This window comes from Paractinoplanes aksuensis (genome assembly GCF_024137025.1).
Classification (GTDB): Bacteria; Actinomycetota; Actinomycetes; order Mycobacteriales; family Micromonosporaceae; genus Actinoplanes; species Actinoplanes aksuensis.
Window position 1 is genome coordinate 37434 of sequence record NZ_JAMYJR010000060.1, and the last position, 18680, is coordinate 56113.

Below are 18680 nucleotides of genomic sequence, written 5' to 3' on the forward strand. Positions count from 1 at the left end.
GAACGCGAGCTCTGCGCCGCCGTCACCGCGGCCGCCCTGGTGTTGCCGGCCCGGCCGTACGGGAAATCAGGCCTCGGGGATCTCGCGGCCGAACGACTTCAGAGTGACTTCGGTGGGGTCGGGGCCGCCGCGTTTGCCCGTCTCCAGGGCGTCGATGGCCGCCAGGTCGGCATCGGTCAGGTCGAAGTCGAACACGTCGAAGTTCTCGGCTATGCGCTTCGGATTGGTCGACTTCGGGATGACCTGGCGGCCCTGCTGCAGGTGCCAGCGCAGCATGACCTGGGCTGGGCTCTTCCCGTACGCCGTGGCGATCTTGCCGATGACCGGGTCCTCGAGGGTGCTGGAATGGCCGCTGTCGCGGTAGAACGTGATGCCGCCGATCGGCGCCCAGGCCTGGGTGAGGATGCCGTGCCGTGCGCCGAACTCCTGCACCTCGCGCTGCTGGAAGTACGGGTGCACCTCGATCTGGTTGACCGCGGGCACGACCGTGGCCTTCTCGAGCAGCGCGGTCAGGTGCTCGACCATGAAATTGCTGACGCCGATCGCCCGCACCTTGCCGTCGGCCAGCAACGTCTCCAGGGCCCGGTAGGCGTCGAGGGTGCGCCCGAACTCCGAGGGCAGCGCCTGATGCAGGATCAGCAGGTCGATCCGGTCGACGCCGAGCTTGGCCGCGCTCTTGTCGAAACCGTGCAGGGTCTCCTCGTACCCGTAATCGCTGATCCAGATCTTGGTCTCCAGGAAGACTGGGGCGCCGGCCCGGGCGACGGCCTGACCCACCTGCCGTTCGTTGCCGTAGGCGGCGGCGGTGTCGACGTGCCGGTAGCCGGTCGACAGGGCCGCCTCGACCGCGGTCACGGTCTCGCCGGGCGGGGTCTGAAAGACGCCGAAGCCCAGCGAGGGCATCTCGACGCCGTTGTTGAGCGTGTACGACATGAGGTTCCTTTCAGGCGCGGGACACGGTGGTATACCCGCCGCTGTCGAAGGTAGGCACGCGCCGGCGGGGTCAGGGAGGTTCTGCTGGTACCCCTTTCGTCAGTGACTCCCACCGGGGCCGTCGGCGGGGTTTGCTGGGAGGCATGGAACTTCTGCCTGTTCGCCCGACGGTCAAGACGCCCGCGGAGGCGTTCACCGGGGACGTCTACATGACGCCGATCTTCAACGGCGCCGGGCCGTCGCGGATGACCGTCGCCCTGGTCCGGTTCACGCCGGGTGCGCGCACCAACTGGCACTCGCACGCCGTGGGCCAGACCCTGCACGTCACCGAGGGTGTCGGCCTGGTCGGCACCCGGGACGGCCACGTGCTGCGCATCCACGCCGGTGAGACCGTGGTCTGCCCGCCCGATGAGGAGCACTGGCACGGCGCCGGGCCCGACACTTTTATGAGTCACCTGGCCCTGCTCGAGGCCAAGCCGGACGGCGGCGACCCCACCACGTGGCAGGAGCCCGTGCCGGCCGACACCTATCACGACGCTGCTCGGGAGGCCTGATGCGAGGCGCGATCATGTACGCCCCCGGTGACGTCCGGGTGGAGAACCGGGCCGACCCGCGGATCGAGGCGCCCACGGACGCGGTCGTCCGCCTGTCCGCGACCTGCGTCTGCGGGTCCGACCTGTGGCCGTACCGGGGGATCCAGCCGATGGACGGCCCGGCCCCGATGGGTCACGAGTACGTGGGCATCGTCGAGGAGGTCGGGGCCGAGGTGACCTCGGTGCGGCCGGGCCAGTTCGTGGTCGGCTCGTTCTGGGCCTCGGACAACACCTGTGAGATCTGCCGGGCCGGCTACCAGTCGGGCTGCGTGCACCGGGTGCCGATGGGCTCGCTGGGTTCGCAGGCCGAGTTCCTGCGGGTGCCCCTGGCCGACGGCACGCTGGTGGCGACGCCCGAGGTGCCCGACGCCGATCTGGTCCCGAGCTACCTGGCCGCCTCGGACGTTCTGGGTACGGGCTGGTTCGCCGCCGTCGCGGCCGAGGCCGGCCCGGGTAAGACCGTGGCCGTCGTCGGTGACGGCGCGGTCGGCCTGCTCGGCGTGCTGGCGGCCCGGCAGCTGGGCGCGGAACGGATCATCGCGATGAGCCGCCACGAGTCGCGGCAGAAGCTGGCGGTGGAGTTCGGCGCGACCGACATCGTGGCCGAACGGGGCGACGCCGGCATCGCCGCGATCAAGGACCTGACCAACGGGCTGGGCGCGCACTCGGTGATCGAGGCGGTCGGCACGCAGGAGTCGATGATGCAGGCGATCCGGTCGACGCGGGCCGGCGGCCACGTCGGCTATGTCGGGGTGACCCACGACGTGAGCCTGCCCGGCATGGAGATGTTCTTCTCGCTGGTGCACCTGCACGGCGGCCCGGCGCCGGTCCGCCGCTTCCTGCCCGACCTGATGGAGCTGATCGGCAACCGCAGCATCGACCCGGGGCGGGTCTTCGACCTTTCGCTGCCGCTGGACCAGGCCGCCGAGGGCTACCGGGCCATGGACGAACGCCGCGCCATCAAGACCCTGCTGACCCTCTGAGGGGCTGCAGGGCCACCGCGACCGTGCACCCCCCGGGGCCGGTTTCCGGATGTTGCCTCAGGTCGCCCGGCCCGCGACCGATCAGGCTTCTGAGGTGGCTTCGGCGAGCGGGAGGACACAGACGTGTCGGATCAGACGGGTACCACGGACGAGCTCCTGGCCGAGCTCGAGAGCCGGGTCGAGGCGTACGAGCGCGGTTCGGCCACGGCCGAGTACAGCCCGGAGGGCCGGGTGCTGCGGGCCAACGACGCCTTTGCCGAGCTGGTGGGCCTCGATCCGGCCGAGGTCGCGGGGGCCGGCCACCGCTCGTTCGTCTCGCCCGAGATGGCCGAGTCGGCCGAGTACACGACCCTGTGGGAGCAGTTGCGGTCCGGCAGCAACCGCACCGGTGAGTTCCGGCTGCTTTGGCCGGGTGGTCACGACCGGTGGATCCGCTCGACCTTTGTGCCGGTGAAGAACCGGGCCGGCGAGGTGGTCAAGGTGATCGAGCACGCGCTCGACGTGACCGAGGGCAAGCGGGCCGCGGCCGACGCGCAGGGCAAGATCCAGGCGATCACGCGGTCGCAGGCGGTGATCGAGTTCGACCTCGAGGGCAACATCCTGGACGCCAACGACAACTTCCTCGACCTGGTCGGCTATGGCCGCGGCGAGGTGGTCGGCCGGCACCACCGGATGTTCGTCACGGCCGAAGAGGCGAAGTCCCAGGCGTACGCCAATTTTTGGCAACGGCTGGGGGCGGGCGAATTCTTCTCCGGCGAGTTCCGGCGGATCGGCCAGGGCGGGCGCGAGGTGTGGCTGCAGGCGGTGTACAACCCGATCCTGGGCGTCGACGGCCAGCCGTGGAAGGTGGTCAAGTTCGCGGTCGACGTCACCGAGGCCAAGAACCGCAACGCTGACTTCGAGGGCAAGGTCACCGCGATCCGGCGCTCGCAGGCCGTGATCGAGTTCGACCTCGAGGGCACCGTGCTCGAGGCCAACGACATGTTCCTCGACCTGATGGGCTATCGCCTGGACGAGATCCGGGGCCGGCACCACCGGATCTTCGTCGATGCCGACGAGGCCGGCCGGCCGGAGTACCAGGCCTTCTGGGAGAAGCTGGGACGCGGGGAGTTCCACTCCGCCGAGTACCGCCGCATCACCAAGGACGGCAGTCCGGTCTGGATCCGGGCCACGTACAACCCGATCCTCGACGCCGACGGCAAGCCGGTGAAGGTGGTCAAGTTCGCCAACGACGTCACGGCCGAGAAGCTGCGCAACGTCGAGTACGCCGGGCGCCTGGCCGCGATCGACCGTTCGCAGGCGGTGATCGAGTTCGATCTGGACGGCCGGATCCTCACAGCGAACGAGAACTTCCTGAACACGGTCGGGTACACGCTGGACGAGATCGCCGGCCGGCACCACAGCATGTTCTGCACCGACGAGTACGCCGCCTCGGCCGAGTACCGGGACCTCTGGGCGGGACTGCGCGGCGGCGAGTTCCGCTCCGGCCGTTTCCACCGGCGCGGCAAGGACGGCCGGGACGTCTGGATCCAGTCCAGCTACAACCCGATCCTCGACCTGTCCGGCCGACCGGTGAAGATCATCAAGTACGCCTACGACGTCACCGACCAGGTCCGTCTGGAACAACAGGTCAGCGTGCCGGCGTAGCTGATCCGGCCTCGCCGCGCTGGGTGAGCCGGCCGTCGACGTGACGCCCCGGGTGTCCGTCGAACAGGGTGCAGTCGTCGTCGTGGCGTTGCTCGACGTGGGGTGTGGTCTTGGCCGGGCACCATGTGTAGGGGTTGATCTCGGAAGCGCTCAGGGTCCACTGGATCCACCACATGGTGGCGTCCACCTGCTGGCCCAGGGCGGCGTGGGAGCCCTCGTGGCCGAGTTCGAGTTCGCAGCCCAGCTCGGTCTGCACGCTCGGCGCCTCCGCCGGCAGGCCGTCGAAGAAGGCCAGCTGGGCGGCGTCGAGCGTGATCCGGGCCGGGCAGTTCCGCAGGTCCTCGCTAGCGATCGACATGCATGTATCTGTGCCCGGGCGGAAGCGTTCTTAACCGGTTAATCAGCGCGACGGATGCCGGTGACTGTCGTGCGAGGCAGCCGACCGGCGCGGGAGTGGCCGGTCAGCGTCGTTCCGTCGACGGTCACGTCGAAATCGAGGTTCAGGCGCATGGGTCGGGTCACCGACTGCCGCCACGTCGCCCGGGTGCCGTCGAAGGTGAGGTCGGCGAGCGGCACCGTCTCGGATTTCGTCGCGGCGGTGCCGCCGGACTCGGTGAAGACGTAGACGGCGGTCAGGGTGCCGATCGGGGTCCTCAGGCTGATGTCCCAGGTGCCCAGAAGGGGTGGCACGGCAAAAGTCCTTTCAGATCACCGCGGGCGTACGACCGGAATTGCGCCAGACGATGCCGCGGCGTTCGTACTCGAAGAGGCCGCCGAGTTGGCGAAGCGGGCCAGCAGCACCGGGATCGTCTCCACGCCCTCGTCCGGATCGCCGGTGACGGGCCCGCCGGCCCCGGGCACCACGACGTAGCCGGGGCGGTCGGGATCGAGCCGCCGGGGGAGGAGCGCTCGGCCCGCGGGGTCAGTCGAGGCGTGACGTCACGGGCCCGGCCGGCCACGACGGCCTGGTCTAGGTGCTTGAGCCGGGTGATCAGCGACCGCCGGATCCGCAGCTGGTCGGGCTGGTCGTCGAAGAGCGCCAGCACCAGCGGCAGCGTGGCCGGCTCGTGCAGGGCCTGGCCGAGGAAGCGGGCCCGCCGGCTCGGCCGCGGCAGCGCGTCGAGCACCTGCATCGACGGCATCACGAACCGGCGCACATCGCCCAGTCGCCGGCGGGGGAGACCCGTCGTTGTTCGAGGACGGCGTCGAGGTGCCGCGAGATCATCGCCCGCAGCAGCCCATCGCGCCCGCCGAAGTGGTATCGCACCGCCGAGTGGTTGGCGTTGCCGGCGGCCTCACCCACCTGGCGCCGCTGGGCATCCGGGTGCTCGGGGTGGCCCCGAGTCACGTGCCGACCGAGGGCAACATCCTGGCCGCGCCAGCGGCCGGCGTGGACCTCGCCGACTCCGTTGATGCTGCTCGGCCCGATCGGCCGCGCCGGCACCCCCGACGACATCGCCCGGGTGGCCCTGTTCTGCGCGTCCGACCTTTCCACCTTCATGACCGGCAGCACCCTGCTGGCCGACGGAGGCACCACCGCCTGAGAAGAAAGAACCATGAGCCGCCTGAACGGCAAAGTCGTCATGATCACCGGCGTGGGCAAGGGGTTGGGCCGCCAGAACGCCATCCGGATGGCTCAGGAGGGGGCGTCGCTGGCCATCTCCGACCGGCACGAGGAACGCCTGGCCGAGACGGCCGCGTTGTGCGCGGAAACCGGGGCGAAGGTGCTCTCCGTGGTATGCGACGTCACGAAGCCGGGCCACCTCGAGAACTGCGGCGCGGCCGTCGTTCTCATAACCCGACCTGGTGGAACTTCGAGTTCCCCAACAATCGCGGTGCAAGTGTCCGGCTCTCCAGAACGGAGTTCCCTTTCGATGTCGACTTCGATCTCGAGGACGGCGCCGACCACGAGCTGGCCCGCGGGCTCGATGCGGTGGAAGTGGAGGCCTTACTGGCCGAAATAGCCAACAGCCCCTCGTCGAGTCCTAGTGGGCGCTGACCGGGAAGTTCTGGTGGAAGAGGTCGTCCGGGTCGACTGCGGCTTTGACGGCCCGTAACCGTTGCCGGGTTGTGGGTGGGAAGGCCTCGAGCAGGCGTTGCGGGGTGAAGGTCGACTCGAAGCTCAGGTAGAGACCGTCCAGGGCCGGCCGCAGCTTGTCGAAGGCGGCGTCGAAATCCGTCCGGCCGGGGGCGGCGACCGCGGTGATCGAGAAGTTCTGGTGGCGGTGGGCGTACGCCGTCGCGTCGGGTGGGACGTCGTTGATGGCGCCGCCGGCCGAACGGATCTGCAGCAGTTGACCGAAGCCCGCGTCGACCAGGTCGGCGATGCGGCCGGCGACCGGCTCGTCGAGGTGGACGGCCAGGCCGCTGTGGGTGCGCGCCCGCTGCTGGCCGGTCTGTGGGGCGTGCGTCGCGGTGACCACCGAGGCGTACGGCGTGAGCTGGACGTGCCGGCCGAGCAGCGGCGCGACCCGCAGGAACGGCGTCAGGGCGGGCTCGGCGTCCGCGTCGGTGACGACCACGGTGGCCAGGGCGACCCCGTCACCCAGCAGATACAGGAACGCCGAGACCGTACGCGGCGCCGCTTCCACGGTTTCGCCCCAGCGCCGCAGGAACGAGGCCACGTCGGGCACGCGGTACTGGAAGGTGGCGTGCGCGACGACCGGGACGCGGGCGGCTCGGAACGTGAACGAGGTGACCACGCCGATGTTGGCCCCGGCCCCGCGTATGGCCCAGAACAGCTCCGGCTCGTGCTCGGCGTCGACGGTCCGGATCGTGCCGTCGGCGGTTACCAGCTCCGCGGACGTGAGCCGGTCGATGGTCAGGCCGTGGGCCCGGCCCAGCAGCCCGAGCCCGCCGGTGGTGGCGAGCCCGCCCACCCCGACGTCGCCGGAGTCGCCGGAGCTGATGGCCAGCCCCAGCGGGCTCAGCTCGGCGGCGACATCGCCCCACCGGGCGCCGGGCTCTATGCGTACCAAATTGTCTTGTAGGGGTTCGACGGCGTCGAGCCGGGACAGGTCGATGACCGTGCCGCCGTCGTTGGTGGCGACACTGCTGATCCCGTGGCCACCGCTGCGGACGGCCAGCGGGCCGCCGGACTCCCGGGCGAACCCGAGAGCCGCGGCGACCTCGTCGGCCGACCGGGGCCGGACCACCGCGGCCGGCGAACCGGTCGCGGTGTAGACGTGCCGGACGGACCGGTAGGCGGGATCGCCGGGCCGGATGATGTCGAGCATCGCCGTACCCCTCAGCCCTGGTCCGCGGCGGCTCGGGGGCCGGCTGTCTGGTCGATGAAGTAGTGCAGGGTGTGGCCGGCGATCGGGCTCGTCGCGGCGGCCACCTCGGCCACGTGCACACCCACGTCGGTGGCCGGGATCCAGTTCGGGTCGTCGATGCCGGCCAGCCGGCGCGGGCGGGTGCGGATGAACCCCAGCACCAGCTCGTACACGCGCGGCCCGCGCCCGTCGAGTTCGGCCGCGAGCGTGCGGGTCAGCGACTTCGTGGCCGCGCTGCCCGCGGCGACCGCCGCCGCCAGCGGGAAGGGCAGGTCGGCCGACAGCCCGTTGAGTTGCAGGATCATGCCGTCCGCGTCCAGCAGCGGGACGAAGGCGCGGTAGGCGCGGAACACCGTCGTCTGGTTCTGCCGCAGCTGGTCCTCCCACTCCGGATCGGTCAGCTCGAGCAACGGTTTGCGGCCCTGCCGGCCCCAGTCGGCCACGCTGATCACGACGCCGTGCAGGCCGCCGAACTCGGTGGCCAGGGCGGCCGCCTCCTCGCTCAGGCTCGGGTCGAGCAGGTCGAGTTCGCGGACGTGCAGCCGCGGATCGTCGATGCGGCGCGCGAATTCCTCGAGGCGCCCGGCCGAGCGCGAGGTGGCCACGACGGTGGCGCCGGCGACGAGCAGGGCCCGTACGATTCCTTCGCCCACGCCGCCGGCCCCGCCGACGACGACCACAGTGGACCCGGACAGATCGGTTCCGGGTTGCGCCCACTCGGGCGCGATCAGGGTGTCAGTCATCAGCCGCGGATGAACTCGAGCAGGTCCAGGTCGAACTCCTGCTGGTAGTCGCCCGCGATGCCGTGCGGCGCGCCCTCGTACACCTTGAGGGTGGCGTTCTTGACCAGCTGCACCGATTTGAGCGCGGCGTCGGCGATGGGGACGATCTGGTCGTCGCTGCCGTGCGCGATGAACATCGGCATGTCGAGCGCCTTCAAGTCCTCCGTGAAGTCGGTCTCGGAGAAGACGGCCACGCAGTCGTACGCCGCCTTGAGCCCGACCTGCATGCTGAGCCGCCAGAACTGGTCCCGCTGGCCCTGCGAGATCTTCGAACCGGCCCGGTTGGCCCCGAAGAACTGCCACGCCAGATCCTGGTAGAACTGCGAACGGTCACCGGCCACCCCGGCCCGGATGGCGTCGAACACCTCGATCGGGGCGCCGTCCGGGTTGCTGTCCGACTTGATCATGACCGGCGGGATCGCCCCGGCCGTGACGACCTTCACGACGTTGCCCCGGCCGTGCTGGGCCGCGAACCGCACCGCCTCGCCGCCGCCGGTGGAGTGGCCGACGACGATGACATCCTTCAGCCCGAGCTGGTCGACCAGAGAGGCCAGATCCGCGGCGTACGTGTCCATGTCGTTGCCCAGCCACGTCTGCGTGGACCGGCCGTGCCCGCGCCGGTCGTGCGCGATGGCCCGGAAACCGTGGTCGGCCATCAGCTTGAGCTCCACGTCCCAGGCGTCACTGCTCAGGGGCCAGCCGTGGCTGAAGATCACCGGCTGCCCGCTGCCCCAGTCCTTGTAGAAGATCTCGGCCCCGTCGGTGGTGGTGATGTAAGGCATGTCGCTGTCCTCTCCGCTGCCGTTCTGGCTGCTCCTACATTCGCCAGTTCGGAGCGGACGCGCATACGTGCATTGACTGGTGTCGTCCGGTGCTTCCGAGCCGAGCGGGGCCGCGGAGATGATCAACGACCGCTAGGCTCCCCTGCGTGATCGGGAACCTGGTGGCCGTGCTGGCCCTGACCCCTGCCGTGGCCGGCGTGCCCGCCGCGCTCGCCCCGGCCGTGCCCGCGCCCTCGGACGTGCGCGTGGCCTGGACCTCGGACGCGCACACCGACGTGGCGATCACCTGGGCCGAGACCGGCGTGACGCGCAACCGGGTCACCCTCGTCCGGGCCGATGACGATGCGCCCGCGAACGTGGGGCCGAAGATCGTCGAGGCCGACCAGCCCGACCGTACGTTGCTGTGGCAGGGCTTGTACGACACCGATTACCGCGTACGCGTGGTGGCGATCGACGCCGACGGCGGCGAGATCAGCGATCCGGCGTACTCACCGGTCTTCGACACCGACCGCGACCCGGCCGCCCGCATCGTCGGCGTGGTGCCCCGCGAGGACGGGTCGATCCTGATGACCTGGCGGCCGGGCACCTACACCGACCCCAACCCGGGCGACCCCCTTGACACCCCGGGCCCGCCGCGTTACATCCCCGTCGCCTCGCTCTTCGAATTCAACGAGTACGAGGATCTGGCCCCGCCCACCACCGAGACCTCGTTCGTCGTGCCGGCCCGCCGGTCGCCGGTCGACGTCGGTGTGCGCTCGGCCCCGAACGGCTGGTACGGCTACACGGTCGCCAGCGCCTCGGTGGCGGGCAGCCGGCTGACCGCGAAGATCCCGGCCCGGGCCACGACCGGCGGCACGGTGACCGTGACCGGCGAGGCCGTCAAGCTCGGCCGCCTGTGCGACCCGGGCCCGTGCCCCACCTTCGAGGAGGCCGACGCTGCCCGCGAACTGCAACTGCAGGAGCGCACCGGGACAACGTGGCGCACGGTCGCGACGACAAAAGCCCGCCAGGACGGGAAGTACACGTTCGAAACCTCGTTCGCCGGCACGCGCGACTACCGCGTGATCGCCCCGGCTGTCGCGCGGGCCTCGAGCGGGGTCGCTCACGAGTACGCCGCGACGGCCGCCACCACGACAACCGGCGCCACCGGCCCGGCCGGCGGCGACAGTGGCGGCGGCGACAACGGGGGCGGTGCCGGTGGGGGCCTGCCGATCACCGGCGCCCCGGTGGCCGCCCTCGCGGCGGCCGGTGGCCTGCTGGTGGCGGGCGGCGCCGTACTGGCCCTGACCGGCCGCCGCCGACGTTCCGCCCCGGCCGGCCGGTAGCACCGGAACAGCCCCACGAACCTTGGTCCGTGGGGCCGTCACCTCTGTCAGTGCTCTCAGGCGAGCACGCGCACGGCTTCGATGCTGAGCGAACGGCCGACGGTGCCGAGCTGGATCTGCCCGGTGCGGCGGGCACACTGCAGCCCCTGCCAGCCGACGCTGGCCACGTGGGCCTGGGCGCACACGCCCGGGAGGGCGCTCAGCCGCAGGGCTTCCAGACGCAGCGAGCGGCCCTGGGTGCCGACGGCGAGGTTGCCCTGCCGTCCGGTGCACTTGGTCCGCTGCCAGCCCTGGTTCTGCACGTGGGCCTGGGCGCACAGGCCGCCGGCGCGGCGGGTCGAGACGGCCAGCGCCTCGAGACGCAGGGAACGGCCGACGGTGCCGGCCACGGCGACGCGGCGGTTGCTGGAGCAGCGCCAGCCCTGCCAGCCGACGTTCTGGACGTGAGCGTTGACGCAGACGGCGTCGCGGTCCCGGCGCATGACCATGACGGCGGCCGGGCTGAGCGCCGGAGCCCTGACGGTCGCGACGGGGGAGGGCGGGGCGGCGGGGGCCGCGGAGGCGGGGCCGCCGGCCACCGGCAGGCCGATCACGGAGACGAGCAGGCCGGTCAGCGCCGCCATACGGAGGAGGTGCGGAATCTTTGCCATGAAGGGAAGAGCGAGGACCGGCCGGGTCATGACGACAGTTCGCAGGTATTCGGCCGGATCTCACCCGAAAGGTAGACATGGTCAGCGGCTGGTCACCGCCGCCGCATCAGGTGGGTGATCCCCATTCGTCAAGACACCTTGATGTCGGTGAGGTGGATGGAGACCACGAGCGGTTCGGGCACGCGGGCGCCGTTCTCGTCGTGTGGGTAGATCATCCGGGTGGTAGGGATGGTCAGACCTGAGACCTCGACGAAGGACGAGGTGTATTCGGCGGCCGGGGTCTTGCCGGCGATGTCGACCGTGTAGTCGCGGCGGTGGATGAGCCCGTCGTCGCCGATGTACAGCGTCTGCCGGGAGCTGTGGGTGGCGATGTCGTCCGGGTACGTGATCACCAGCCGCCGGAAGTCGCGGCCGTCCTCGATCCAGCCGCCGATCTCGTCGGCCCGCACGCCCGGGAACGTGAGTGAGATGGGCTCGGTGACATACGTCCACATGGCGTAGCCGGAGAAGTAGGCCAGCTGCAGCCGCGTCCACGGCGTCGCGAAGTCGTGCCCGGCGAACGAGGCCCGCGGGTCGAGCAGCTCCTCGACGACGGCTCCGTTGTCATCCTCGACGGCGATGCGGTCCGGGGTGAAGTCGGTGTGGTGCCCGTCGGCGAAGAACGGTTCCTGGCGGGTGTGCTCGCGGTGCAGGTTGACGGTCACCTGCACGTCGTCGAGGGCGCCCGGGTGGCCCTTCAGCGCCCACAGCGCGCCACCGAAGAACTGGCGCGCCGTGATCTGGCTGGCCCGTTCCCAGGCGGCACGGCCACCGTAGGCGGCCAGGACCTCGTCCAGCAGATCGGACATGACAGTTCTCCTCAGGATCGCAGGAAGCTCAGGACGTCGCCGGCGAATGCGGCGCGGTGCTGGAACAGGAAGCCGTGGGCGGCGTCCGGATAGATGACGACCCGCGCGTCCGGGATGAGCCCGCCGAGCAGGTGGGTGTAGCGGGGCAGGATCATCGGGTCGCTGTCGCCGTTGGCGACCAGCGTCGGCGCCGCGATCCCGCTCACGCGCTCGAGCCGCCCGTGATCGGGAATGCCCCAGGCGCAGATGGCGTCGTACTGCGCCGTGCGGGTTTGCCAGGTGGTGGCCTGGTCCCGGTCCTCCGTGCGGGCGTACAGGCGACCCAGCACCTGCTGCCCAGCCGTGCGACTCTCTTCCGAGCCGGTGAAGAACACACCGAGATAGTCGCCCGGTCCGGTCTCCGGTTTGCCGACCGCTCCGATCACCTCGGGCGCCCAGCCGTGCATGCCCGGCGCGCCCTGCGGTGCGGCCGAGGCCAGCACCAGCCGGCGTACGGTGTCGGGGCGGATCAACGCGACCTCCTGGGCCACGAAGCTGCCCAGCGAGAACCCGAGCACGTCGGCCCGCCCGACGCCGAGCGCGTCGAGGAACACCAGAGCGTCCCGGGCCATCTCGGCCACGGTCGACGGGGTGCGGCCCGACGAGCCACCGACCCCGGCGTTGTCGAACGCGATGACCCGGCGCTCGGCCGCCAGCGCGTCCACCAGCGCGGGATCCCAGCTGTCGAGGTTGCCGCGGAAGTGCGGCAGCAGCAGGAGCGGTTCACCGGCGCCGGTCTCGCGGTAGGCGTAGTCGTTGCCGTCAGCCGCCGTGACCACTGAGTTCTTGGCCGTCGCGTAGCTCTCCACGATCGTTCTCCCTTCGTCGGATCCAGAGTGACCCGCCGTCGGCGACCGGTCATAGGTAGGACGACTTGTCCGTGTTGCCCCGGGCGTCAGGCCCGGTCGAACGACTTATGCGTGCCGCGCGCCGAATTCGTAGCTTCGAAAACAGACCGACACACAGGAGGGCAGTAACCGCATGTCTGTCGAAACGCGTCTGCGGGCGCACCTGCGGGACACCGAAACCGTGATCATCCAGACCGTCCGGCCCGACGGTTCGCCGTGGCGGACCCCGATCTGGGCCGTCGACGCGGACGGAGGCAGCTATATCCGCTCGTCGCACGGCCCGGCCTCGGCCTGGTACAGCCGGGCGACCGGACCCGGCGGGCTTGCGGTGATCATCGACGACGAGGAGGTGCCGGTCACCTTGACGCCGGTGACCGACGAGCACCTGCAGGACGACGTCGACCTCGCCTACCGCACCAAGTACGAGGCACAACCCCAGTTCGTCGGCAATCTGGTCAGCCCCACCGCGCGGCCGACGACGGTGCGGCTCGACCCGGTCCGGCCGTCATCGCGGTGACGGGGCTCAGGCGTCGGGCAGGCCGACCAGGGGCTTGGCCCAGGAGCGGCCCTGTGCATTCTTGAGGATGAGGTATTCCGCATCCACGTGGGGCTCGATCGCGCTGTGTTTGTCGTTGGGGGCGCCGATGATGAGCTGGAAGCCCAGGCCGCGCCAGGCGCCGATGGCCCGGCCGGTGAAGTGGGCGTCGGCCTTGATCAGGGCCTCGTCGAGGAACACCGGGGCGTAGCGGGGGCGGGCGGCCCCGGCGTCGCCCAGCTGGTAGCGCAGGGCGGCGCCGACGATGAAGGCGACCAGCTCTTGGGACTCACCGCCCGACTTCTCGCCGATGTGGTCGTACACCGCGACGTGGTTGCCGTCGATGTCGCGTTTCTCGGCGCTGATCCGGACGTGGGTGCGGACGTCGACCAGGTCGGCGAAGTCGGGAGCGGTGCGCCGGATGCGGTCGATCACCTTGGCCATGCGGCCGTAGGCGCGTTCCCGGTCGGTGTCGGTGGCGGCCTGGTCGATGTGGGCGCGGATCTCGCGCAACTCCTTGCGGAACCGGGCCCGTACGGTGGAATGGCTCTCTTGCGGGTCGATGCGCAACCGGTGGCGGTCGTCGGCGAAAGGCAGGTCGGCCAGGATGCGGTTGACCGGGTCGATCCGGTCCCGGATCTCGCGGACCGCGGCCGCCAGCTCGCTGTCGAGGCCGGTCAGGTCGTTGCCGGACAGCTTGAGCAGGCTGTCGCGCCATTCGGCCTCGAGCTCGTGCAGGCCGCTGGTCTCCAGGTCGGTCAGCAGGCGGTCGAAGTCGCGGTAGGCGGCGTCCGGATCGGTGCCGAGGTTCGGGTTGGGCCAGCGCTCGAGGAACGTCGCGAAGATGTCGAGCAGCGAGTTCCGCGCGCGGTGGGCGCTGTCGGCCGCCGCCTGCTGGTTTGCGCGGAGCCGTTCGGCCGCCTGCTTCACGGCCGTGTCGAACGCGGCGGCGTTGTCGGTGATCAGCGCTTCGAGGTAAGCCCGATGGTCGTCGCTGACCTCGACGCCGGACTGCGCGGCCGTGTCGAGCGCCCGCTGCGCCTGGTCCACCTCGTCGACTGTCGACTCCCAGGACCCGCCGAGCTTCTCGACCTGGTCCTTCTGCCGGCCGACCCGTTCGGTCAGCTGCCGGACCCGCGTCCGCAGGTCGTCCACCTGACGCTGCAGCTGATCGACCTTGGGGTTGCCGGAACGGATCTCGTCGACCACCCGGTTCCAGCGGTCGCGCTGCGCGACAACAGCATCGACGTCGACCTGGTCCCACGACAGCTTGGTCAGATACTGATACGTGCTGCGCCTGGTCTCGAACGATTCGAGGTTCTGCTGGGTCCCGGCCACCGCCTCGGTCGCCTCGGTCAGGCGTCGGGCGCCCTCGACGATCCTGTCCTCGAGGTCGGTCAGCAGCCGGTTGTTGGTGAAACCGAGGACGTTGGCCCGGCCGCTGCCGCCGTGGGCGCCCCGGCCGCCCTGCGACATCTGGCCGGTGATCGTGAGCGCCTTGGGGTGCTGCGACAACTGCCGGGGGGTGTCGACGCAGACGTAGTCGAACCGCCGCGCCAGCTCGCCCCGGAGCCAGGCCGTGAACGGCGACGGCTGGTAGTCGAGCCGGCCGGCCAGGGTCTTCCGGTCCGGCCTGACCTCGTCGCGCAGTCCGGTGCGGACACCCTCGAACTGGATCCGCCGGGCGGTCGGCACCGCGTTGATCGCCTCGCGGAACTCGGTCAGCCGCCCGGCGTCGATCAGCATGCGGGTCGCGAACCCGCCCAGGGCCAGGTTGAACGCCCCGCGCCACGGCTCGAACTCGGTCTGCACCTCGATCAGCTCGCCGACGAACGGCAGGTCGGCCGGGGTGAGCCCGGCCGCCTCGGCCAGCATGGCCCGGGCCACGTGCAGCTCGGTCGGGATGTTGCCCCGGCGCGCCTTGACCGCGGCGTGCTCGGCCCGCCAGGCGACCAGATCGCGTTCGGCCTGCTTCGCCTCGGCCTTGGCCTCGGCGAACTCGTCCTGCGCGGTGGTACGGGCGTCGGTGTCACCGAGCGCCCGGTGTGCCGTCTCGACCAGCGCGGCGAACTCGTCCCCGGTCGCGACGGCGGCGCCGATGCCGGTGAGCTCGCCGTCCAGTTGGGCCCGCGCGCGTTTGACGTCCTCGAACCGCTGCTCGACCGCGCGGACCTCGCGCAGGGCGGTCTCGAGCCGGTCGCCGCCGGAGGCCCGGAGCGTGTCGGTCGCCGCCGACAGCTGCGTCTCGGCCGCCGCGACCTGGGCGTTGATCTCCGACAGTTCGGCCTCGGCCCGCCGGTGCTGTCCGGCCAGATCTTCCTCAGCCGTACGCAACATGTCGAGCCGTTGTTCGTGCCGCCACAACGACGCCGGGGACGACGTGTCGGTGAACGCCCCGACCTCGTCGATCAGGCGCAGCGTCTCGGCCGCGTCGTCGATCGTCCGCCGGTGCCCGCGGATCGGGGTCAGCGCCTTCACCTGCTGGCGGGCCGTGATCATGCGGGTGCGGGTGCCGGACAGCTCGTCGAACTGCTGCACCACCGCGTCGGCCGTGGCCAGGGTCGACGGCTCCTCGAGGACCATCGTCTTGTACAGGGCGTCGACGGTGGTGATCTGCTGACCGGCCTGGATCCGGCCCAGCAGCGCCACGGCCTTGTGCCCGTCACCGGCGGCGCCGATGCCGAGCGAGTTGTGCAGCCGCGCGGTGAAGTCGCGGTCGGTGTCGAAGCAGGTCAGACCGGTGGCCACGACCTCGGCCCGGGCGAGCCGGTTCTTGGCCGGGCCCTCCAGCGTCGGCAGGGCGTACGCGTGGTCGCAGGTGGCGCGGACCGTCGTCACGTCGTCCAGGGTGCGGGCCGACGACGGCACGTACCAGGCCCGCAGCGCGGTGAACTCGGCGCCGGACTGGTCGGCCCAGGTCATCGCGATGGCCGACCAGGTGTCGCGGCCGTCGCCGCGCAGTACGCGGAACTTGGTCTCGCCACCGGACCGCGACTCGTCGAGCTTGCCCCGGGCGTACGACAGGATGTTGCGCTGGTCCTTGCCCCGGGGCCGGCCGATCACGCCACCGTTGGAGGCCCCGTTGAACGGGGTCGTGTGCGGCATGAGCAGCGCGATGTAGGAGTCCATCAGCGTCGATTTGCCCGAGCCGGAACCACCGCTGAGCAGGGTCGCACCGGGCGCCAGGCGCAGGCGGTGATAGCCGTCGTAGCCACCCCAGTTGACCAGCTGCAGGTCGCGCGCCACCCACTGCTGACCGCGCGAGGCGGCCGGGATCAGCCCGAACAACGTGTCGATCATGCTCATGCCGGGGCCTCGTTCCGTTCGCGCAGCCACTGCTCGAGCTCGGCCAGCTTGGTGGTGCTGAGCACGACCTCGACCAGCGGCGTGATGCGGTAGCGACCGGCCGACTCCTCGACCAGCAGACCCTCGGTGACCAGGCGTTGCACCGCGTTGCGGACCTCTTGCTGACCGCGGGCCAGGTTGCGGTCCTCCGGGTCGAAATACGTCAGCACGGTCTGCTCGAGCTCCTCGACGTCGACCCGGGCCGACGTCTCGCCGGTGCCGCGTTCCCGCTGGAAGACCGTGCGCAGGTGGACCAGCACCAGCGTCTCGGCCCGGTTGTAGGGGTCGTCCTTGAGCAGGATCGGCACGTCCAGCTCGGCCGGGCGCACCTGCTCCTTGTAGGCGACGCCGCGGTCGTGGTCGACCACCAGGCGGACGAACAGGTCGTTGAGCCGGGAGGCGATGATCTGCTGGTTCTCGAGCAGGGTGCGCCACTGGGCCGAATGCTTGTCGGCCCGCAGGAACTTGCGCCGCAGCAGCTGGACCAGCACCCGGCGGACCTCCGCGTCGAGCGTGCCGGCGTCACCGGCGAACAGCTCGGCCGGGTCGTCCTCCATCGAGATCGGGTCGATGAACCCGGTGTCCGGCTCAGTCATCGTCGCCGCTCCTCTCCACCGTCGCCGTCGCGCCGCCGAGAGCGAATCGTCGCCGGGTCTGATCGGGCCGGACCGTGTCGACCACCGTGATCTCGGCCGTCTCGGTCAGCCCGGAGTCGTACGCGATTTCCAGCAGGCCGAGAAGATCGACCGGCCGCCGCAGGTCCTCGGCCGCGGCCCGGAACGCGGCCGTCACATCCACCGTGCCGGTCTCGCCGGCGAAGGCCGTCAGATGCTCGCGCAGCTCGGCGTAGCGCGGGCCGCCCCAGGCCCGGGTGTCCGCGGACGGCAGGTCGGCGTCGTCGTCCCACTCGCGCAACGGCTCGGGCGGCTGGGGCGGTTGCAGGTCGCTCATCCGCTGCCGCAGGTGCCCGACGTCGGCCACGGGCAGGCGACGCAGCGGGTCGACGGCCTCGCCCCGCCGCGAGCCCGGAACCCACTTGTGCAGGCTGGTCATCACGCTGCGGAGCAGCTCGTCGACCTGACGGTCGCGCATCGGGTCGTGGTTGCGGACCTGGCTGGTGATGACGTGGGAGGCCTGCCGCTGGGCGGTCAGCACCTCTTTGACGCCCTGTTCGATGCGGCGGGAGATCTCGTTGAGCTCGCGCCGTTGCTGTTCCGGCAGCAGCTCGGCGAACCGGTGCCGCAGCACCGTGCGCACCTGACCCCACATGTCGTCGATCTGGGCCGGGTCGCCGATCAGCCGCAACGCCCCGGCGAAGGCCCGGCCCTCGGGCGTGGCGTCGAGAATCTGCTGGCCGCGGCTCAGGTATTCGCGCAGCACGTCGCCGGTCGGCCGGACGTCGTGCCGCAGCTCGGCCACCACGTCGCGCTGGATCGCCTTGATCGACTCGGCCACGCGGGCGAAGTCGGCGGGCAGCTCGCGGGCCAGGTGGAGCACGTTCTCGGCCGCTTCGAGCAGCTGCTCGTCCTCGGCCGTCTCGACCGGGCCGCCCTGCTCGAGCCGGGTGAGCTCTCGCCGGCGTACGTCGATCTCGTCGTGCAGACGCTGCATGCGGGCCCCCGCGTCGGGGTCGGCGTCGCGGGCGAGCCGCTCGATCGCCTCGAGCAGGGTGCGGACCCGGGACTGCGACACCCTCGTGCGCACGCCACCGACGCGGCCGGCAATTTCGAGGGCGCCGACACCGTACGCGGACAGCCGGTAGACCTCGACGTCGTCGTCCGACACCTGCCGGATCAGCCACCCGGCCTGCACCCACTGCCGGCACAGGTCACGCGCGTTCCCGGCCGGCAGCGGCTCGTGACCCGCGGCCCGCAACTGCTCGAGCGCGTCGTTGATCTCGGCGTGGGTGTCGGCCACGGCCACTGCCGGCCGCTCGGCGGTGAACACCATCGCCAGCACGGTCACCACGAACGGAGCGTGATTCTGATGGAGGAGAGCGAGCATGGGATTCTGAAAAGCCCGCAGTGCGCCCAGGTAGGCGCCTTCTACCCCTCGTGTGACCATCGACGGCAGCCTACGACGTGGGTACGACATG

20 protein-coding genes are annotated in these 18680 nt (G+C 70.9%); 7 read left to right on the forward strand and 13 right to left on the reverse strand.

Going from position 1 to position 18680, the window contains the following annotated elements; all coding sequences use genetic code 11:
• Positions 1–66: 66 nt before the first annotated feature.
• Entirely contained in the window at positions 67–933 is an 867-nt protein-coding gene (locus tag M1L60_RS43905) for an aldo/keto reductase (protein ID WP_253243558.1), read from the reverse strand.
• Positions 934–1076: 143 nt separating this feature from the next.
• On the opposite strand from M1L60_RS43905, the gene M1L60_RS43910 reads away from it, so the two are divergent.
• From M1L60_RS43910 to M1L60_RS43920, 3 genes are all read left to right on the forward strand, one after another.
• Complete coding sequence (locus M1L60_RS43910) at positions 1077–1487, forward strand: (R)-mandelonitrile lyase (protein ID WP_253243559.1); 411 nt, start codon at positions 1077–1079, stop codon at positions 1485–1487.
• A complete protein-coding gene (locus tag M1L60_RS43915) occupies positions 1487–2509 on the forward strand; it encodes a zinc-dependent alcohol dehydrogenase family protein (protein WP_253243560.1) in 1023 nt (340 codons plus the stop codon). Before M1L60_RS43910 ends, M1L60_RS43915 begins: the two co-directional genes overlap by 1 nt.
• A gap of 123 nt (positions 2510–2632) precedes the next feature.
• Positions 2633–4156 (forward strand): PAS domain-containing protein, encoded by a 1524-nt coding sequence (locus tag M1L60_RS43920; protein WP_253243561.1) that lies wholly within the window; start codon positions 2633–2635, stop codon positions 4154–4156.
• On the opposite strand, the gene M1L60_RS43925 is transcribed toward M1L60_RS43920, so the two are convergent.
• The 3 genes from M1L60_RS43925 to M1L60_RS43935 form a co-directional block, all read right to left on the reverse strand.
• Entirely contained in the window at positions 4140–4514 is a 375-nt protein-coding gene (locus M1L60_RS43925) for a hypothetical protein (RefSeq protein WP_253243562.1), read from the reverse strand. The two genes, M1L60_RS43920 and M1L60_RS43925, sit on opposite strands and share 17 nt — an antisense overlap.
• A 38-nt stretch (positions 4515–4552) precedes the next feature.
• Complete coding sequence (locus tag M1L60_RS43930) at positions 4553–4846, reverse strand: hypothetical protein (protein WP_253243563.1); 294 nt, start codon at positions 4844–4846, stop codon at positions 4553–4555.
• Positions 4847–5297: 451 nt separating this feature from the next.
• The gene (locus M1L60_RS43935; protein WP_253243564.1) at positions 5298–5504 is read right to left on the reverse strand and encodes a hypothetical protein; all 207 of its coding nucleotides are present in this window, start codon (positions 5502–5504) and stop codon (positions 5298–5300) included.
• A gap of 64 nt (positions 5505–5568) precedes the next feature.
• Here M1L60_RS43935 and M1L60_RS43940 point away from each other — a divergent pair, with 64 nt between their 5' ends.
• Together M1L60_RS43940 and M1L60_RS43945 are read left to right on the forward strand one after the other, a co-directional pair.
• Positions 5569–5700: an SDR family oxidoreductase gene (locus M1L60_RS43940; RefSeq protein ID WP_253243565.1), complete on the forward strand. Its 132-nt coding sequence runs from the start codon at positions 5569–5571 to the stop codon at positions 5698–5700.
• Positions 5701–5712: 12 nt separating this feature from the next.
• Entirely contained in the window at positions 5713–6120 is a 408-nt protein-coding gene (locus M1L60_RS43945) for an SDR family NAD(P)-dependent oxidoreductase (protein ID WP_253243566.1), read from the forward strand.
• A gap of 21 nt (positions 6121–6141) precedes the next feature.
• Here M1L60_RS43945 and M1L60_RS43950 read toward each other — a convergent pair whose 3' ends face one another.
• The 3 genes from M1L60_RS43950 to M1L60_RS43960 are packed head-to-tail and all read right to left on the reverse strand — an operon-like array spanning position 6142 to position 8995.
• Positions 6142–7392: an FAD-binding oxidoreductase gene (locus M1L60_RS43950; protein WP_253243567.1), complete on the reverse strand. Its 1251-nt coding sequence runs from the start codon at positions 7390–7392 to the stop codon at positions 6142–6144.
• A gap of 11 nt (positions 7393–7403) precedes the next feature.
• Entirely contained in the window at positions 7404–8174 is a 771-nt protein-coding gene (locus M1L60_RS43955) for an SDR family oxidoreductase (RefSeq protein ID WP_253243568.1), read from the reverse strand.
• On the reverse strand, positions 8174–8995 hold the full coding sequence (locus M1L60_RS43960; protein ID WP_253243569.1) for an alpha/beta fold hydrolase: 822 nt from the start codon (positions 8993–8995) through the stop codon (positions 8174–8176). The genes M1L60_RS43955 and M1L60_RS43960 overlap by 1 nt, the downstream gene beginning before the upstream one ends.
• 146 nt (positions 8996–9141) lie before the next feature.
• Between M1L60_RS43960 and M1L60_RS43965 the strand changes: the two genes are divergently transcribed.
• Positions 9142–10320 carry a hypothetical protein gene (locus tag M1L60_RS43965; RefSeq protein ID WP_253243570.1) on the forward strand — a complete coding sequence of 393 codons (1179 nt, stop codon included), beginning with the start codon at positions 9142–9144 and terminating at the stop codon, positions 10318–10320.
• Between the two features lie 56 nt (positions 10321–10376).
• Here the strand turns inward: M1L60_RS43965 and M1L60_RS43970 are convergent, their stop codons facing one another.
• The 3 genes from M1L60_RS43970 to M1L60_RS43980 all read right to left on the reverse strand — a co-directional run bounded on the left by M1L60_RS43970 (position 10377) and on the right by M1L60_RS43980 (position 12666).
• On the reverse strand, positions 10377–10970 hold the full coding sequence (locus M1L60_RS43970; protein WP_253243571.1) for a hypothetical protein: 594 nt from the start codon (positions 10968–10970) through the stop codon (positions 10377–10379).
• Between the two features lie 128 nt (positions 10971–11098).
• Complete coding sequence (locus M1L60_RS43975) at positions 11099–11818, reverse strand: hypothetical protein (RefSeq protein ID WP_253243572.1); 720 nt, start codon at positions 11816–11818, stop codon at positions 11099–11101.
• A gap of 11 nt (positions 11819–11829) precedes the next feature.
• Positions 11830–12666, reverse strand: a complete 837-nt coding sequence (locus M1L60_RS43980) for an alpha/beta fold hydrolase (RefSeq protein WP_253243573.1) — start codon at positions 12664–12666, stop codon at positions 11830–11832.
• A 172-nt stretch (positions 12667–12838) separates the two neighbouring features.
• Here M1L60_RS43980 and M1L60_RS43985 point away from each other — a divergent pair, with 172 nt between their 5' ends.
• Positions 12839–13222, forward strand: a complete 384-nt coding sequence (locus M1L60_RS43985) for a DUF2255 family protein (protein WP_253243574.1) — start codon at positions 12839–12841, stop codon at positions 13220–13222.
• Positions 13223–13228: 6 nt separating this feature from the next.
• Here the strand turns inward: M1L60_RS43985 and M1L60_RS43990 are convergent, their stop codons facing one another.
• The 3 genes from M1L60_RS43990 to M1L60_RS44000 are packed head-to-tail and all read right to left on the reverse strand — an operon-like array spanning position 13229 to position 18679.
• Positions 13229–16546, reverse strand: coding sequence for an ATP-binding protein (locus M1L60_RS43990; RefSeq protein WP_253243575.1), 3318 nt, complete (start codon positions 16544–16546; stop codon positions 13229–13231).
• Positions 16543–17181, reverse strand: a complete 639-nt coding sequence (locus M1L60_RS43995; protein ID WP_253243576.1) for a DUF4194 domain-containing protein — start codon at positions 17179–17181, stop codon at positions 16543–16545. Before M1L60_RS43995 ends, M1L60_RS43990 begins: the two co-directional genes overlap by 4 nt.
• Positions 17174–18679, reverse strand: coding sequence for a DUF3375 domain-containing protein (locus M1L60_RS44000; protein WP_256518630.1), 1506 nt, complete (start codon positions 18677–18679; stop codon positions 17174–17176). Before M1L60_RS44000 ends, M1L60_RS43995 begins: the two co-directional genes overlap by 8 nt.
• Position 18680 lies beyond the last annotated feature (1 nt).

Bases quoted from the DNA above. Each gene is read 5' to 3' on its own strand.
- M1L60_RS43905 (WP_253243558.1), bottom strand. From the start codon at position 933: ATGTCGTACACGCTCAACAACGGCGTCGAGATGCCCTCGCTGGGCTTC.
- M1L60_RS43910 (WP_253243559.1), top strand. From the start codon at position 1,077: ATGGAACTTCTGCCTGTTCGCCCGACGGTCAAGACGCCCGCGGAGGCG.
- M1L60_RS43915 (WP_253243560.1), top strand. From the start codon at position 1,487: ATGCGAGGCGCGATCATGTACGCCCCCGGTGACGTCCGGGTGGAGAAC.
- M1L60_RS43925 (WP_253243562.1), bottom strand. From the start codon at position 4,514: ATGTCGATCGCTAGCGAGGACCTGCGGAACTGCCCGGCCCGGATCACG.
- M1L60_RS43940 (WP_253243565.1), top strand. From the start codon at position 5,569: ATGCTGCTCGGCCCGATCGGCCGCGCCGGCACCCCCGACGACATCGCC.
- M1L60_RS43945 (WP_253243566.1), top strand. From the start codon at position 5,713: ATGAGCCGCCTGAACGGCAAAGTCGTCATGATCACCGGCGTGGGCAAG.
- M1L60_RS43950 (WP_253243567.1), bottom strand. From the start codon at position 7,392: ATGCTCGACATCATCCGGCCCGGCGATCCCGCCTACCGGTCCGTCCGG.
- M1L60_RS43955 (WP_253243568.1), bottom strand. From the start codon at position 8,174: ATGACTGACACCCTGATCGCGCCCGAGTGGGCGCAACCCGGAACCGAT.
- M1L60_RS43960 (WP_253243569.1), bottom strand. From the start codon at position 8,995: ATGCCTTACATCACCACCACCGACGGGGCCGAGATCTTCTACAAGGAC.
- M1L60_RS43970 (WP_253243571.1), bottom strand. From the start codon at position 10,970: ATGGCAAAGATTCCGCACCTCCTCCGTATGGCGGCGCTGACCGGCCTG.
- M1L60_RS43975 (WP_253243572.1), bottom strand. From the start codon at position 11,818: ATGTCCGATCTGCTGGACGAGGTCCTGGCCGCCTACGGTGGCCGTGCC.
- M1L60_RS43985 (WP_253243574.1), top strand. From the start codon at position 12,839: ATGTCTGTCGAAACGCGTCTGCGGGCGCACCTGCGGGACACCGAAACC.
- M1L60_RS43990 (WP_253243575.1), bottom strand. From the start codon at position 16,546: ATGAGCATGATCGACACGTTGTTCGGGCTGATCCCGGCCGCCTCGCGC.
- M1L60_RS43995 (WP_253243576.1), bottom strand. From the start codon at position 17,181: ATGACTGAGCCGGACACCGGGTTCATCGACCCGATCTCGATGGAGGAC.
- M1L60_RS44000 (WP_256518630.1), bottom strand. From the start codon at position 18,679: ATGTCGTACCCACGTCGTAGGCTGCCGTCGATGGTCACACGAGGGGTA.